Annotated in this window: 14 protein-coding genes; 6 read left to right on the top strand and 8 right to left on the bottom strand. The window is 68.3% G+C overall.

Annotated elements, in window-relative coordinates:
* Positions 1-267: 267 nt before the first annotated feature.
* Entirely contained in the window at positions 268-909 is a 642-nt protein-coding gene (locus FBY21_RS11795) for a response regulator transcription factor (RefSeq protein WP_044406209.1), read from the top strand.
* 46 nt (positions 910-955) lie between these two features.
* Here FBY21_RS11795 and FBY21_RS11790 read toward each other — a convergent pair whose 3' ends face one another.
* The 6 genes from FBY21_RS11790 to FBY21_RS11770 form a co-directional block, all read right to left on the bottom strand.
* Positions 956-2,080, bottom strand: a complete 1,125-nt coding sequence (locus tag FBY21_RS11790; protein WP_142011180.1) for an FUSC family protein — start codon at positions 2,078-2,080, stop codon at positions 956-958.
* A gap of 9 nt (positions 2,081-2,089) precedes the next feature.
* Complete coding sequence (locus FBY21_RS11785) at positions 2,090-3,421, bottom strand: deoxyguanosinetriphosphate triphosphohydrolase (RefSeq protein WP_074968910.1); 1,332 nt, start codon at positions 3,419-3,421, stop codon at positions 2,090-2,092.
* 103 nt (positions 3,422-3,524) lie between these two features.
* Positions 3,525-4,688 carry an EAL domain-containing protein gene (locus tag FBY21_RS11780; RefSeq protein WP_142011178.1) on the bottom strand — a complete coding sequence of 388 codons (1,164 nt, stop codon included), beginning with the start codon at positions 4,686-4,688 and terminating at the stop codon, positions 3,525-3,527.
* Between the two features lie 109 nt (positions 4,689-4,797).
* Positions 4,798-5,133 (bottom strand): hypothetical protein, encoded by a 336-nt coding sequence (locus FBY21_RS29570; RefSeq protein WP_174244710.1) that lies wholly within the window; start codon positions 5,131-5,133, stop codon positions 4,798-4,800.
* Positions 5,130-5,519 (bottom strand): phage holin family protein, encoded by a 390-nt coding sequence (locus FBY21_RS11775; protein WP_142011176.1) that lies wholly within the window; start codon positions 5,517-5,519, stop codon positions 5,130-5,132. Before FBY21_RS11775 ends, FBY21_RS29570 begins: the two co-directional genes overlap by 4 nt.
* A 1-nt stretch (position 5,520) precedes the next feature.
* Positions 5,521-5,835, bottom strand: coding sequence for a YqjD family protein (locus FBY21_RS11770; protein ID WP_044406086.1), 315 nt, complete (start codon positions 5,833-5,835; stop codon positions 5,521-5,523).
* Positions 5,836-6,204: 369 nt separating this feature from the next.
* Here FBY21_RS11770 and FBY21_RS11765 point away from each other — a divergent pair, with 369 nt between their 5' ends.
* Positions 6,205-7,413, top strand: a complete 1,209-nt coding sequence (locus tag FBY21_RS11765; protein WP_069564856.1) for an ammonium transporter — start codon at positions 6,205-6,207, stop codon at positions 7,411-7,413.
* Positions 7,414-7,780: 367 nt separating this feature from the next.
* Here the strand turns inward: FBY21_RS11765 and FBY21_RS11760 are convergent, their stop codons facing one another.
* Together FBY21_RS11760 and exaA are read right to left on the bottom strand one after the other, a co-directional pair.
* Positions 7,781-8,467, bottom strand: a complete 687-nt coding sequence (locus FBY21_RS11760; protein WP_142011174.1) for a pentapeptide repeat-containing protein — start codon at positions 8,465-8,467, stop codon at positions 7,781-7,783.
* Positions 8,468-8,520: 53 nt separating this feature from the next.
* A complete protein-coding gene (gene exaA / locus FBY21_RS11755; protein WP_142011172.1) occupies positions 8,521-10,386 on the bottom strand; it encodes a quinoprotein ethanol dehydrogenase in 1,866 nt (621 codons plus the stop codon).
* 308 nt (positions 10,387-10,694) lie between these two features.
* On the opposite strand from exaA, the gene pedF reads away from it, so the two are divergent.
* The 4 genes from pedF to FBY21_RS11735 all read left to right on the top strand — a co-directional run bounded on the left by pedF (position 10,695) and on the right by FBY21_RS11735 (position 14,531).
* Positions 10,695-11,135, top strand: a complete 441-nt coding sequence (gene pedF / locus FBY21_RS11750) for a cytochrome c-550 PedF (protein WP_142011170.1) — start codon at positions 10,695-10,697, stop codon at positions 11,133-11,135.
* A gap of 3 nt (positions 11,136-11,138) precedes the next feature.
* Positions 11,139-11,888, top strand: coding sequence for a quinoprotein dehydrogenase-associated SoxYZ-like carrier (locus tag FBY21_RS11745; RefSeq protein ID WP_083422351.1), 750 nt, complete (start codon positions 11,139-11,141; stop codon positions 11,886-11,888).
* Positions 11,889-11,968: 80 nt separating this feature from the next.
* On the top strand, positions 11,969-12,901 hold the full coding sequence (locus FBY21_RS11740; RefSeq protein ID WP_142016411.1) for a quinoprotein relay system zinc metallohydrolase 1: 933 nt from the start codon (positions 11,969-11,971) through the stop codon (positions 12,899-12,901).
* A 109-nt stretch (positions 12,902-13,010) separates the two neighbouring features.
* Positions 13,011-14,531, top strand: a complete 1,521-nt coding sequence (locus FBY21_RS11735; protein WP_107329478.1) for an aldehyde dehydrogenase family protein — start codon at positions 13,011-13,013, stop codon at positions 14,529-14,531.
* Positions 14,532-14,852: the final 321 nt, after the last annotated feature.

Here is a 14,852-nt window from a genome sequence, read left to right as displayed (position 1 = left end):
GGGGAAGCACAGGCGGAGTGATCGCGCATCTGCTTCCAGTGGTAGCGAGAGCTGGGAATGAGAGGGGAAAAGACGGGTTTGGGCCCTGATGCTGCGGTTAGAAGGTAGGACTAATCCTAAGGTTCTGACAGCTACGTCCTTAATCCATGCGATCCACCCCATCGACGCTCGACAGGCCTCCCCTCATCTCTATCTTGGCGAAACCCGTACACCCTCAAGGGAGATAAAAAGGTGAGCAAATTGGTAGACCTGGATGAGTTCCTGCGCATGGGCAGCGAAGCACCGAGCAAGGTGCTGATCGTCGACGACCACCCCGTGATCCGACTGGCCGTGCGCCTGCTGCTCAACCGCGAGGGGTATGAAGTGATCGCCGAGACCGACAACGGCGTCGATGCCATCGCCCTGGCCCGCGAACACGTGCCGGACCTCATCATCCTCGACATCGGCATCCCCAAGCTCGGCGGCCTCGACGTCATCGCCCGCCTCAGTTCGCTGGAGTTGCCGCTGCGCATCCTCGTGCTGACCGGGCAGAACCCCAGCCACTACGCCGCCCGCTGCATGCAGGCCGGCGCTGCCGGTTTCGTCTGCAAGGAAGGCGACCTGGGCGAACTGGCTTCGTCCGTGCGTGCGGTGCTTTCGGGTTACAGCTACTTCCCCAGCGATGTGATCCGTTCCGGCAAGCGCCAGGTCGGTGTCCCCGACGAGCAGGAGCTGATCAGCCGCCTCTCCGACCGCGAGCTGGTGGTGCTCAAGTACCTGGCTAATGGCTACAGCAACAAACGCATCGCCGACGAGATGTTCATCAGCAACAAGACCGTCAGTACCTACAAGTCCCGCCTGCTGCTCAAGCTCAACGCCCGCTCGCTGATCGAGTTGGTGGAGTTCGCCAATCGCAACGCGCTGGTCTGAGCGCATCACAACCCCGTAGGCGTCGGGATCGGCGACGCTGCGGGGGTCAGTCGCGCAGGGGCTCGGTGACGGGCTCCGCCTGCGGGGCCGGTCCAGCCGCCCCAAGCGCTTCCTCTACTTCCACGTCTGCCTCCGCCGGCGCCTGTGGCGTCCAGTGCAGGCGTGCGCGGTGCGCGCCGTAGGCCACCAGCAGTGCCAGGGCGGCGCCCAGCAGGCTGTTGTAGAGGCGCACCTCCGGCAGGTGCCAGTCGTGGGCCAGGCTCTCGGCCAGCAGCACGAAGCACAGCGTGGTCTGCGCCACGAACAGGCCGTAATGCTGGGCGATGAAGGCACGGCTGAGCACGATCAGCGGCAGCATCGCCGCCACCAGCCAACCCGGGCTTTCCAGCCAGTGACCGAACAGGATCAGCGCCAGCGCCGCCGCCAGGCTGCCGAGGCTGCGCTGGATGGCCCGCACCAGGCTGCCGTCCAGCTCCATCTGCAACGTCGTCACCACCGTCAGCGTCAGCCAGTAGCCTCGCGGCAGGCCGCTGAGGTTGGCCGCCAGGCCCGCCAGGGCCACCGCCAGGGTGCAGGCCAGGGCGTGGATCCACCACAGCCGTTGTGGCAAGCGCCCGGCGTGCCGGCCGAACACCTTGATGAACCCGCCCAGGCGCGGCAGCACCGGCCACAGGCGCAGGCCGTGGGCGCCCCGCAGGAAGAACGCCAGCAGCATCACCCACAGCCCGCCGATGGCGAACAGCGCCCCCACCGCCAGGCCGTTGTGCAGGTTGCCGCTGCCGGCCTGGCCCTGGCCGAGGCATAGGCACACCGCCAGCCCGACCCCCAGCTTGCCCAGCTCCGTGCCGTAGCGCTGCAGCACCGCCAGCAGGAAGCCCCACAGGGCGAAGGTGCCGAGGCTGGCCAGGGGATGGCTGGCGGCCCAGAAGCCGATGCCTGCGCTGAGGGCGCCGAGCAGCGTGAGCAGCAGCATGCGCAGCATGCCGAAGCGGTGCATCGGGTTGGCCAGCGCCGCCTGGAAGGCCCCGGTGGCGGCCCAGAGAAAGCCTGTGTGCGCGGTGAACAGGCCGAGCAGCAGCGGCAGGCCGCAGCCCAGGCCGGCGATGGCCGCCGGGCCCCAGGCCGGAGGGCCGGCGTGCCAGTGGAAGCTCTGCCTGATCGCCTGACGCACGGGGGTTCCCTAGACCGGGCTCGAACGGCCGGTCATCTCCCGGGCCATCTCGGTGGCGTAGCTGTCGGTCATGCCGGCGATGAAATCCAGCACCCGCAGGAAGGAGCGGTACAGCGGCCAGCCCGGGTTGGGCGCGTTGTTGCCCAGCAGGTCGAGGATGCGCCGGTTCTTGAACGACGGCGTACGCCCGCCGTGCTGCTCCAGCGCTGCGCCGCAGAAGGCGTTGAGGAGGATTTCCAGGGTGGTGTAGGCGCCGATCTCGTGCAGCGTCTTGCGCTTGTCCTGGAAGATGCGTTCGCGGGCGATGGCCTTGGCGCGCAGCACGCAACGCTTGGCCGGGCCGTCCATGTGCTCCACCAGATCGCCGTGCAGGGTGCCGGCGAGCAGGGCGTCCTGCTGTTCGACGAAGGCCCGCGCGGCGGCGTTGGTCAGGTGCTCGATGGCCTTGCCACGCAGGATCGCCAGCTTGCGCCGGCGCGAGTCGTGGGGGCCGAGCTGGCGGTAGGTTTCCGGCAGGTCGTCGCCCACCAGGCCCAGTAGCACGGCCTCCACCTCGGCGTAGTCCAGCAGCTCCATCTCCAGGCCGTCTTCCAGGTCGATGAGGGCGTAGCAGATGTCGTCGGCCGCCTCCATCAGGTAGACCAGCGGGTGGCGCGCCCAGCGCTGCGGTTCCAGCTGCGGCATGCCGAGCTTCTGGGTGATCTGCTCCATCAGGGGCAGTTCGCTCTGGTAGCAGCCGAACTTGTGCTTCTTGTAGCCCAGCGCCTCGGCGTGCTGCGAGGTCCAGGGGTACTTGAGGTACGCGCCGAGGGTGGCGTAGGTCAGGCGCGTGCCGCCGTCGAACTGGTGGTATTCCAGCTGGGTGAGCACGCGAAAGCCCTGGGCATTGCCCTCGAAGCTGAGGAAGTCGGCGCGCTCGACGTCGCTCATCGCATCCAGCCAGCCGCGCCCGGCCGCCTGCTGGAACCAGTGGCGGATGGCGTCCTCGCCGGAGTGGCCGAACGGCGGGTTGCCGATGTCGTGGGCCAGGCAGGCGGACTGCACGATCACCCCCAGGTCCGAGGGCTCGCACCAGTCCGGCAGCGCCTCGCGCAGCACTTCGCCCACGCGCATGCCCAGGGAGCGGCCGACGCAGCCCACCTCCAGGGAATGGGTCAGGCGGGTGTGGATGTGGTCGTTGCTGGAGACCGGGTGCACCTGGGTCTTGCGGCCCAGGCGGCGGAAGGCGCCGGAGAAGATGATGCGGTCGTGATCCTTGTGGAACGGGCTGCGGCCCAGCTCCTCGGTGCTGTGCACCGGCTTGCCGAGCCGTTCCCGGGTAAGCAGTGTCTGCCAGTCCAATGCCTGTCCTCGCCTTCAGTGGCTTAATGGGAGGCTAGCTTCCCGGTTAAGCCCGGGCGAGGCAAGTGGACCTTGGGACGGCCGCGGGAGTTCCGCGCCTGGCTCAGAGCCCGGCGGCGTCGATGTCCACCAGCAGCAGGCGGCGGCCGTTGTCGATGAACTGGCCGGCGGTCAGGCAGTACTGGTTGGTGGTGGCGTCGCGGTAGGTGGTGGAGAGCGTCAGGCGGCGCTCCTCCCAGCCCTCGGCCAGCAACTGGTAGAAGTACGGCCGCCAGGACCAGTTGTGGCCCTGGTAGCGGGCGTCCTCCCGCCACGCGCCCTGGTGCCATTCCAGGTTGGGGGTCAGCTGGGTGCCGGTGCGATCGCACTGGTAGATGCGCAGCAGCCAGGGGAACTCGGCGGGGTTCGGCAGCGCCTGGTGGCTACCGCCGGCCTCGGCCCAGGTCTTCAGCTGGTTCATCAAGCGGTTCAGTTGCTGGCGCATGTCCATCAGTTGCGAGCGCTCGGCCAGCTTGCGTTTCACGTAGCGATCGCGCAGCTCGGCGAAGCGCGCGACGAAGGCATCCGCCGGGAAGAACGCCAGGTGCGGCGCGGCGAACAGGTAGCCCTGCACGTAGCGGGCGCCGCACTCCAGGGCGAAGTCCAGCTCGGCCTCGGTCTCCACGCCCTCGGCGATGATCCAGCAGCCGGTTTTCTCCGCCATCTGTGTCAGCGCCTTCACCACCTCGCCGCTCGGCCCACCCCGGGCGGCGGCCTGGAACAGCTGCATGTCCAGCTTGAGGATGTCCGGCTGCAACGCCAGCACCCGGTCGAGCTGCGAATAGCCCGCGCCGAAATCATCGATGGCGATGCGTGCACCGGCCTCGCGGTAGCGCGCCACCACGTCCGGCAGGCGCTGGCTGGCGCCGCCCAGTTCGGTGATCTCGAAGACGATGCGCTCGGGGCTCACCCCGTTGCGCTGCAGTTGCTTGAGGCTGGGCAGGGCCTGGCCGGGGCGCAGCCGGCTGATCCAGCGGGGCGAGATGTTGAGGCTGAGGAACCAGTCGGCCGGCGCTTCGTGCAGGCGGCGCAGGGCGTCCTCGCGGATCTCCCGGTCCAGACGACGCAGGGCGGCGGGCGGGATGCGCGGGTCGACGAACAGCGGGCCCACCGAACGCAGGGTGGCGTCCTCCATGCGCAGCCGCCCCAGGGCCTCGACCCCCGCGATCCGGCCGGTGGCGGTATCGATGAAGGGCTGGAAAGAGGCGAGTGGTTGCCCCTCGATCACGGGCGGCTCCTTGTTGTAATGACCCCAGGGTCCGCGCAAGCCAGCGCGGGAACGACGGGCGATGCCCGGACCGTTCCATTAGCAAGAACGTGGCCAGTTTGTCCGACGATCAGGAGCGGGGCGGGCGGTCCACGGCCTGGCTGTGTTGCTTCCAAAGGGCGCCCAGCAGCGGTAGCAGGGTGCCACCCAGTCGGACCCAGCGCGCCAGCGAGCCGCCGCGGGCCGCGAAGAAACCCAGCGCGGCGATGCCGGCAATGCCCCAGAGTGGTGCGTGCCCCTGGCCCAGGGGATGTTGCAGGCCTTGCGCCAGGCCCTTCACCCGGCGCAGGGGCCGGGTGATCACCTGGGCTTCGTGGCGGATCTCCTGGCGGTGCATCTCCAGGCGCAGGCGGACCAGCGCCTTGCGCAGTTCACGGCGGGAGGAGGGCAGGGGCGGCTGGGTCATGGCAGCAGGCGCTCGCGGTCAAGGGCCAGCTCTTCGAGGGTGCCGGCGAAGGGGGAGGCTTCGTCGTCCACGGCCTGCTTCAGGCGCCAGGCGCAGTAGACGGTGAGCAGCCCGTAGAACAGGCAGAGCCCGCCGATGGCCTGCAAGCGCCAGGTGTCCCAGCACAGCACCAGGACCAGCGCCGACAGGCTCATCAGCAGCAGCAGGGCGAAGACCAGCGCCAGCCCGGCGAACAGCAGCAGGCGCAGGCTGTTGGCCTTCTGCTCCTGCAGCTCGATGCCGAACAGCTCCACATGGCTGTGCAGCAGCCCCAGCACGGCCGCGCCGAGGCGGCGCGGCGACGGGCCGGGCTCGCCGGCCTCGGGGTTGGGCGCGTCCGCCTGCATGTCAGCGACGGTTGGCCAGCAGGCCGAGCAGGAAGCCGACCCCGGCGGCGAGGCCGATGGTCTGCCACGGGTGCTCCTGCACGTAGCCCTCGGTAGCGGCGACGGCGGCCTTGCCCTTGTCCACCAGGCGTTCTTCCGCGAGGTTCAGGGTTTCCCGGGCGCGCTTGAGGGAATCGTGGATCTGCAGGCGGAGGTCCTCGGCCTGCTCGCCGGCCAGGCTCGCGGTGTGCTGCAGCAGTTTCTCGGTGTCGCCGACGAGGGCCTGGAATTCGGCGATCAGGTCATCCTGGGCGCGGGAGGCGTTGTTGCGGGGCATGGCGGTTCTCCTTGAAAGGCTCAGGGGTTCTGAGTCCTGCCTGGCGCAAAGGGTTCAGGGGAAATTTGCCCGGCCGTCCGCCAACACCCGCCGTGCCTTGGTATGCGGCTTGCTTTGCCCTGGTGCGCCCGGCTGGAAAACGCCCCGTTATCGAGCGGCAAGGCGGTCTGCCGAGGTGCGCGCTTGATTGGTCAAGCGACTGATAAATAAAGAAAAAGTCATGAGTCAGCTGATGCTTCACACTGCCTTTCGCCCCGTTGCGGGGCATCGCCAGGGAGCGGTCCCCGGTGGGGTGGCATCAGTCTGGTGCGCTGTGATGGTGCTGTGACCTTTCTTGGTGCCCTTTCACTGCCGGAGAGCCCCCTCTCGATGGAAAACCTCAACAGCGCCGTGCAAACCCTGATCCACGGCTCCAATACCCTGTTCATCCTGATGGGTGCGGTCATGGTCCTGGCCATGCACGCCGGCTTCGCCTTCCTCGAAGTCGGCACCGTGCGGCAGAAGAACCAGGTCAACGCCCTGTCGAAGATCCTCTCGGACTTCGCCGTCTCCACCCTGGCCTACTTCTTCATCGGCTACTGGGTGGCCTACGGGGTCAACTTCCTGCAGCCGGCCGCCGTCCTGGCGGAGGACCACGGCTACGCGCTGGTGAAGTTCTTCTTCCTGCTGACCTTCGCGGCCGCCATCCCCGCGATCATCTCCGGCGGCATCGCCGAGCGTGCCAAGTTCGGCCCGCAGCTGTGCGCCACCGCGCTGATCGTCGCCTTCGTCTACCCCTTCTTCGAGGGGCTGATCTGGAACGGCAACTTCGGCCTGCAGGACTGGCTGAAAGCCAGCTTCGGCGCCAGCTTCCATGACTTCGCCGGCTCGGTGGTGGTGCATGCCGTGGGCGGCTGGCTGGCCTTCGGCGCGGTGGTGCTGCTGGGCCGCCGCGACGGCCGCTATCGTGACGGCCGGCTGATCGCCTTCGCCCCGTCGAACATCCCGTTCCTGGCCCTCGGCTCGTGGATCCTCATCGTCGGCTGGTTCGGCTTCAACGTCATGAGCGCCCAGACCCTGCAGGGCGTCAGCGGCCTGGTGGCGGTCAACTCGCTGATGGCCATGGTGGGCGGCACGGCGGCCTCGCTGCTGGTGGGCCGCAACGACCCCGGCTTCCTGCACAACGGGCCGCTGGCCGGCCTGGTGGCGGTGTGCGCCGGCTCCGACCTGATGCACCCGGTGGGCGCCCTGGCCACCGGCGCCATCGCCGGCGGGTTGTTCGTCTGGGCCTTCACCGCCACCCAGGTGAAATGGAAGATCGACGACGTCCTCGGCGTCTGGCCCCTGCACGGCCTGTGCGGCGCCTGGGGCGGCATCGCTTGCGGTGTCTTCGGCCAGCAGGCCCTGGGCGGCCTCGGCGGCGTCAGCCTCGCCAGCCAGTTCATCGGCACCGCGCTGGGCCTGGTGGTGGCGCTGGTGGGGGGCTTCGCCGTGTATGGCCTGCTGAAGAAGACCCTGGGCATCCGCCTCAGCCAGGAGCAGGAGTATTACGGCGCCGACCTGTCGATCCACCGCATCGGCGCGACCAGCCAGGATTGACCCCGGCAGCGGGCACGGAGAGGCGCACCTGTGCGCCTCTTTTCGTTTGCGGGGCGCTCCGCCCGTAGCCTGGGCTTCAGCCCAGGAAGCCGGTGCAGCCATTCCCGGACTGAAGTCCGGGCTACGGGGATGTGCAGGTGGCGCAGGGGGATCGCGTTCCACCGATCCACTCCCGCCGCCGCACCGGGCGCCTCGGATTGATGCGGTTCGCACAGCTCACCGCATCCTGCGGCGGCTCGGTTCGTAGGATGGGCTGAGCTGTGCGAAGCCCATCGTTGCGGGCTGTGTGCTTAATCGATCCTGGTGTACCAGGACATAAAAAAGGGGCCATCCCTGGCCCCTTGCAGAAACGCGTGTGGAGTGCCGGTTACTTCTCCCAATCCTGGGGGCAGGCGGTGCAGCCTTCCATGTTCACGCCCTGGAACGAGGCGTAGTGCTGGCGGGTGCCGCTGAGGTCGGCGTTCTCCAGGTTGGCGTCGGCGAGCTTGGCCTCCTGCAGGTTGGCGTCGTTGAGGCGGGCACCCTTGAGGTCGGCGCGGCTGAGGAAGGTCATCTCCAGGTCGGCCGCCTGCAGGTTCACGTCGTGCAGCTTGGCGCCGGAGAGGCGAGCGAATTCCAGGTAGGCACCGGTCAGGTCGGCCCCCTTGAACTGCGCGCCCTGGCCGAACAGGCCCCAGCCCTGGACGGCCATCAGGTGCGCATCGCTGAGGTCGGCCAGGCGCAGGTTGGTCTGCTGCAGGCTGGCGCGGGTGAGGTTGGCGCCTACCAGCCGGGCCTTCTCCAGGTTGGCCAGGTCGAGGTTGGCGTGGCGCAGGTTGGCACCGGCCAGGTTGGCCCCGGACAGGTCGATGCGGCGCAGGTCCAGGTTGCTCAGGTCGGCGTTGGACAGGTTGGCCCCCGGGCAGTGGGCGCCGGGTTCCAGGCGGCAACCGTCGATCACGCGCACGGCGTCGGCATCGCTGTCGTCGGCGGCGGGCTGGGTGGGTTCGGGCTGGGCCCAGGCGAGGCCGAAGACCAGCATGAGCAGGGGAAGGAACATGGGCAGGTAGTTCATGGCAGCTCCCGGAACGAGAACCGGCGCACCCGAGGGCGCGCCGGTGAGGATGGTCAGCGGCTGGCGGTCTTGTTGTCCCAGCTGGGCAGCTTGAACACCCAGAAGGAACCGCCCTGGGCGACCGGCTTGGTCAGCTCGGCCATGTCGCCGCCCCACAGGGGCACGGCACCGCCGTAGCCGACGGTCACGCCGATGTACTGCTCGCCATCCTGTTCCCAGGTGATGGGCGGGGAGACGATCCCGCTGCCGGTCTGGAATTTCCACAGCTCCTTGCCGGTCTTCGCATCGAAGGCCTTGAGGAAGCCGTCACCGGTGCCGGTGAACACCAGGTTGCCCTTGGTGGCCAGCACGCCGGCCCACAGCGGCAGGTGCTCGTTGTGCTCCCACACCACCTTGCCGGTGGTCGGGTCCATGGCGCGCAGGCTGCCGACGTGGTCGTCGTACATGCGCTTGATGCGGAAGCCCATGCCCAGGTAGGCGGAGCCCTTCTTGTAGTTCACCTCCTCGGTCCAGTAGTCCTCCTTCCAGTTGTTGGCCGGCACGTAGAACAGGCCGGTGTCCTGGCTGTAGGCCATCGGGTTCCAGTTCTTGCCGCCGAGGAAGGGCGGGGAGACCTCCACCGGCTTGCCGTGCTTCTGGCCCGGCTCGGGCAGCGGCGGACGCTGGCCTTCGTTCTCCACCGGGCGACCGGTCTTCAGGTCGATATGGCTGGCCCAGGTGATGTTGTCGACGAAGGGGAAGGCGTTCTGCAGCTTGCCGTTGGTGCGGTCCACCACATAGAAGAAGCCGTTGCGGTCGGCGTGGGCGGTGGCCTTCACGGTCTTGCCGTCCTTGCCCTTGTAGTCGAACAGCACCAGCTCGTTGTTACCGGAGAAGTCCCAGGCGTCGTTCGGGGTGTGCTGGTAGAACCACTTCACCTCGCCGGTGCTCGGGTCCACGCCCACCTGGCCGGAGGTGTAGAGGCTGTCGTAGTCGTGGGGGTTGCCGCCCTTGGCGGTGCGCGCCCAGGTGTTCCAGGGGCCGGGGTTGCCGGCGCCGACGATGATGGTGTTGGTCTCGGCGTCGAAGCTGGCGCTCTGCCAGGGGGCGCCGCCGCCGTGGCTCCAGGCTTCCACCTTGCCGGTGGGGGAGTCCTTGTCGTCCGGCCAGGAGGGGGCCTTCACATCGCCCGTGGGGGTGCTGTCCTTGCCGTTCAGGCGGCCCATGTGGCCCTCGACGAAGGGGCGCATCCAGACTTCCTCGCCGGTGTCCGGGTCGCGGGCGAACAGCTGGCCGACCACGCCGAATTCGTCACCGGAGCTGCCGTGGATCAGCAGCACCTTGCCGGTCTTCTGGTCCTTGATGAGGGTCGGCGCGCCGGTCATGGTGTAGCCCGCCGTGTGGTCGCCGAACTTCTTGTTCCACACCACCTTGCCGGTGTCCTTGTTCAGCGCCACCAGGCGGCCGTCCAGGGTGCCGAAGAAGATCTTGTCGCCGAAGATCGCGGCGCCCCGGTTGACCACGTCGCAGCACGGGCGGATGTCGGCCGGCAGGCGGTGGTTGTAGACCCACAGGCGCTTGCCGGTCTTGGCGTCCAGCGCGAACACGCGGGAATAGGAAGCGGTGACGTAGATCACCCCGTCGTTGACGATGGCCTGGGACTCCTGGCCGCGCTGCTTCTCGTCACCGAAGGAGAAGGACCAGGCCGGCACCAGCTTGAACACGTTCTTGTCGTTCACCTGGGCCAGGGGGCTCCAGCGCTGGGCATTGGTGCCCATGCCGTACTGCAGCACGTCCTTGACCGAGACATGGTCGTTGGCGATGTCTTCCCAGGTGACGTTCTTGGCGAAGGCAGCGCTGGTGGCAGCCAGGCCGCCGGCGAGGAGCAGACCCTTGACGGCGAGGGCCAGCGGGGAGTGGGGGAGCGATCTTGTTGTCATCTTTGTGGTTCCCGTGGTCGTTGAGGACCAGTGCGCCACCTGGCGTCCTGGCGTATCGCATAGTGGAAGCGACCCCCTTGCCGGGATACGGAAAAACTCCCGCGATGGCCGGGAAAAATTCCCAGTCCGGACATGACTTGGACTTGCTGCCAAAGCCTCCCCTGGCACCTCCCCGGGGCCTGCTACCAAGGGAGTAGAGCGCGCCCACCAAAGCAGCATTCGGGGCCCCTGGGGGCCTCCTTACCATCCTCGGCACCACGCTCCAGGCGAGCGTTGCCTTGCCCAGCATCTCGATGAGGATGGAAGTCATGCACAACAACAAGAACACCCTGCGCGGTCTGCTGCTGCTCGCCGGCATGGGCCTGTCCGGCCTGGCCCTGGCCCACGGCGACGTGGTGCCCCAGGCGGTGAACACCGAAGGCCTCGAGCCCCTGGGCAGGGAATGGCGCGAAACCAACCCCTACCGCGCGCCCTACGAGAAGAATGCCCTGGCGGTGGAGATCGGCGCCTCGGCCTACAACCAGAACTGCGCCCGCTGCCACGGCCTGGAAGCCAAGTCCGGCGGCATCGCCCCCGACCTGCGCTACCTGGAGACCGATGCCAGCGGTGACGAGTGGTTCAAGGAGCGGGTGATCAACGGCGCCGTTCGCGATGGGGCCGTGTACATGCCGAAGATGGCCGACTTCCTCAGCCAGGAAGCGCTCTGGGCCATCCGCTCCTACCTGGAAAGCGTCCACGTGGACGAGTGAGCCATGCGCCGCTGGCTGCCACTGGCCCTGGGGGTGTGCCTGAACGTCCAGGCCGCTCCCGATCCGGGCCCGGACCCGGTGCCCTCGGTGATGTGGGCCTACCACCACCAGCGCATCCTCGAAGGCGCCCCCTTCGTCTTCGACTCGCGCGTGGTGCTGCAGGCCCCGCCCTTCGCCGAGGACGCCCGGCAGGTGCCGATCCAGGTCGACGCCCGGGGGCTGCCCGGCCCAGTGCGGCGGCTGGTGGCCTGGGCCGAGCTGAATCCCATCCCGCGGATCTTCGATTTTCGCCCCGGCGAGCGGGTGCTGCCGGTGGTGGCCGTGCGCATCCGTGTCGAGCAAGCCACCGCCGTGCGGGTTGCCGCGCTCACCGATGACGGTGTCTGGCATGTCGGCTCCGCCTGGGTCGACGCCGCCGGCGGTGGCTGCACCGCGCCCAGCGTGGTGCGCGCCCAGCCGGGCTGGGAGCAGCGCCTCGGGCACATCCAGGGCGCCCGCTTCGCCCACGACGGTGCCAGCCGCCTGCGCCTGCGCATCGACCACCCCATGGACAACGGCCTGGTCGGCGGCGTGCCCGAGTTCTTCCTCAACCAGGCCGAACTGCGCAGCCCTACCGGCGAGGTTCTCGCCAGCCTGGAGCTGTTCCCCGCCGTGGCCGAGAACCCCACCCTCAGCCTGGAGACCCGCACCCCGGAGCCGACCCACCTGTGGCTGAGGGACAACAACGGCAACGAGTTCGAGGCCGACTTCTGAACCGTGCGCTCAAGGAGATAGACGTGCGCCATCACGAGCCCCATCCCCGCGAACCACGGCCCGTGGCCACCCGCCCGGCGATGGGCCTGCTGGTGCTGGTGTTCCTGATCCTGCTGCCGCTGCTGTCCCGTGCCGAGCCGGAATACCCCCTGGAACCCCGGCGCATCGCCGACGACACCTGGCTGCTGGAAGGCAGCACCGAGAACTTCAGCAGCGCCAACGGCGGCAACGTGGTCAACAGCGCCTTCATCGTCACCGATGCCGGCGTGGTGGTGATCGACACCGGCCCCTCGCGGCGCTACGGCGAAAGCCTGCGCCGCGCCATCGCCCGGGTCACCGAGCGCCCGGTGGTGCTGGTGTTCAACACCCACCACCACCCCGACCACGTGCTGGGCAACCAGGCCTTCGCCGACGTGCCCATCGCCGCGCTGCCCGGCACCACCGAACTGCTGCGCCAGCAGGGCGACGCCATGGCCGAGAACATGTACCGCCTGGTGGGCGACTGGATGCGCGGCACCGAAGTGCGCCTGCCGGACCAGGCCGTGCAGGCGGGCACCCGCACCGTTGGCGGCCACCCGCTGCGCCTGCTGCCCCTGCGCGGCCACACCGGGGCCGACCTGGCCATCCTCGACGAGCGCACCGGCGTGCTGTTCGCCGGCGACCTGGTGTTCTACCAGCGTGCCCTCACCACCCCCAACAGCCCGGGGCTGGAGGTCTGGCTCGACGACCTGCGCCAGCTACAGGCGTTGCCCTGGAAGCACCTGGTGCCCGGCCACGGGCCGGTCACCGAAGACGCCGCCGCCTTCGAGCAGATGCGCGACTACCTGGGCTGGCTCGACGGCCTGCTGCGCGAGGGTGCCGCCCAGGGCGCGGACATGAACGAGCTGATCCGCGCGCCGATTCCCGAGCGCTTCGCCGCCGTCAGCCTCAGCCGCTTCGAGCTGGTGCGCAGCGTCAGCCACCTCTACCCCCGCTACGAACAGGCCGTGCTGCAAGGCGCTACTACCAAATGAGGAGGCCACCGCACCCATGGGCGCATACCGATGGGGGCGGCGCGGCCACTAGCATCCACTCACCCCCTGGCCCGTATCGGCGCCAGGCCCCGTCAGGAGAGCCCATCGCATGCGTTACGCACAACCCGGCACCCCCGGCGCCGTCGTTTCCTTCAAGGACCGCTACGGCAACTACATCGGCGGCGAATTCGTGCCCCCGGTCAAAGGCCAGTACTTCACCAACACCTCCCCGGTGAACGGCCAGCCCATCGCCGAATTCCCCCGCTCCACCGCCGAAGACATCGACAAGGCCCTCGACGCCGCCCACGCCGCCGCCGACGCCTGGGGTCGCACCTCCGTGCAGGACCGCTCCAACATCCTGCTGAAGATCGCCGACCGCATCGAACAGAACCTCGAAGTCCTCGCCGTCACCGAAACCTGGGACAACGGCAAGGCCGTGCGCGAAACCCTCAACGCCGACATCCCGCTCGCCGCCGACCACTTCCGCTACTTCGCCGGCTGCATCCGCGCCCAGGAAGGCGGCGCCGCCGAAATCAACGACGGCACCGTCGCCTACCACATCCACGAACCCCTCGGCGTGGTCGGCCAGATCATCCCCTGGAACTTCCCGCTGCTCATGGCCGCCTGGAAGCTCGCCCCGGCCCTCGCCGCCGGCAACTGCATCGTCCTCAAGCCCGCCGAACAGACCCCGCTGGGCATCACCGTACTCATGGAACTGATCGGCGACCTGCTGCCGCCCGGCGTACTCAACGTCGTCCAGGGCTTCGGCAAGGAAGCCGGCGAAGCGCTCGCCACCAGCAAGCGCATCGCCAAGATCGCCTTCACCGGCTCCACCCCCGTCGGCTCGCACATCCTCAAGTGCGCCGCCGAGAACATCATCCCCAGCACCGTCGAACTGGGTGGCAAGAGCCCCAACATCTACTTCGAAGACATCATGCAGGCCGAACCGGCCTTCATCGAAAAGGCCGCCGAAGGCCTGGTCCTCGCCTTCTTCAACCAGGGCGAAGTCTGCACCTGCCCCTCCCGCGCCCTGGTGCAGGAATCCATCTACCCCGCCTTCATGGCCGAAGTGATGAAGAAGGTGAAAGCCATCAAGCGCGGCGACCCCTTGGACACCGACACCATGGTCGGCGCCCAGGCCTCCCAGCAGCAGTACGAGAAGATTCTCAGCTACCTCGACATCGCCCAGCAGGAAGGCGCCGAAGTGCTCACCGGCGGCGCCGCCGAGAAGCTCGAAGGCAGCCTCGCCACCGGCTACTACATCCAGCCGACCCTGCTCAAAGGCCACAACAAGATGCGCGTCTTCCAGGAAGAGATCTTCGGCCCGGTGGTCGGCGTCACCACCTTCAAGGACGAAGCCGAAGCCCTCGCCATCGCCAACGACACCGAGTTCGGCCTCGGCGCCGGCCTCTGGACCCGCGACATCAACCGCGCCTGGCGCATGGGGCGCGGCATCAAGGCCGGCCGCGTCTGGACCAACTGCTACCACCTGTACCCGGCCCACGCCGCCTTCGGTGGCTACAAGAAGTCCGGCGTCGGCCGCGAAACCCACAAGATGATGCTCGACCACTACCAGCAGACCAAGAACCTCCTGGTCAGCTACGACATCAACCCCCTGGGCTTCTTCTGACCCCACCCGCTCCACGAAAAACGCGGCCTCGGCCGCGTTTTTTCGTTTCAGCCAGCCCCCACACGCACCGGGTCGCGGCGACAAACGTAGGATGGGCTGAGCTGTGCGAAGCCCATCATTGCGGGGCCAGGGCACGGGGTGATGCGGTTCGCCGAGCTCACCGCATCCTACGGACCCTACGCGAGCGCCACACGCGCCGAGGTACGGGGAAGGTGTGGGAGCGGTTTCAACCGCGAAGAGCGTCGCGAATGAATTCGCTCCCGCAGGGTGTTGCCCGGTGGGCCGGGCGGCGTTCCGCTTCAGCCCACGCTGATCAACGCT

This window comes from Pseudomonas sp. SLBN-26, from assembly GCF_006715895.1.
GTDB classification, from domain to species: Bacteria; Pseudomonadota; Gammaproteobacteria; order Pseudomonadales; family Pseudomonadaceae; genus Metapseudomonas; species Metapseudomonas otitidis.
Note: the sequence above shows the minus strand (reverse complement) of the source record. Positions and strands in the feature narration are given on the sequence as shown.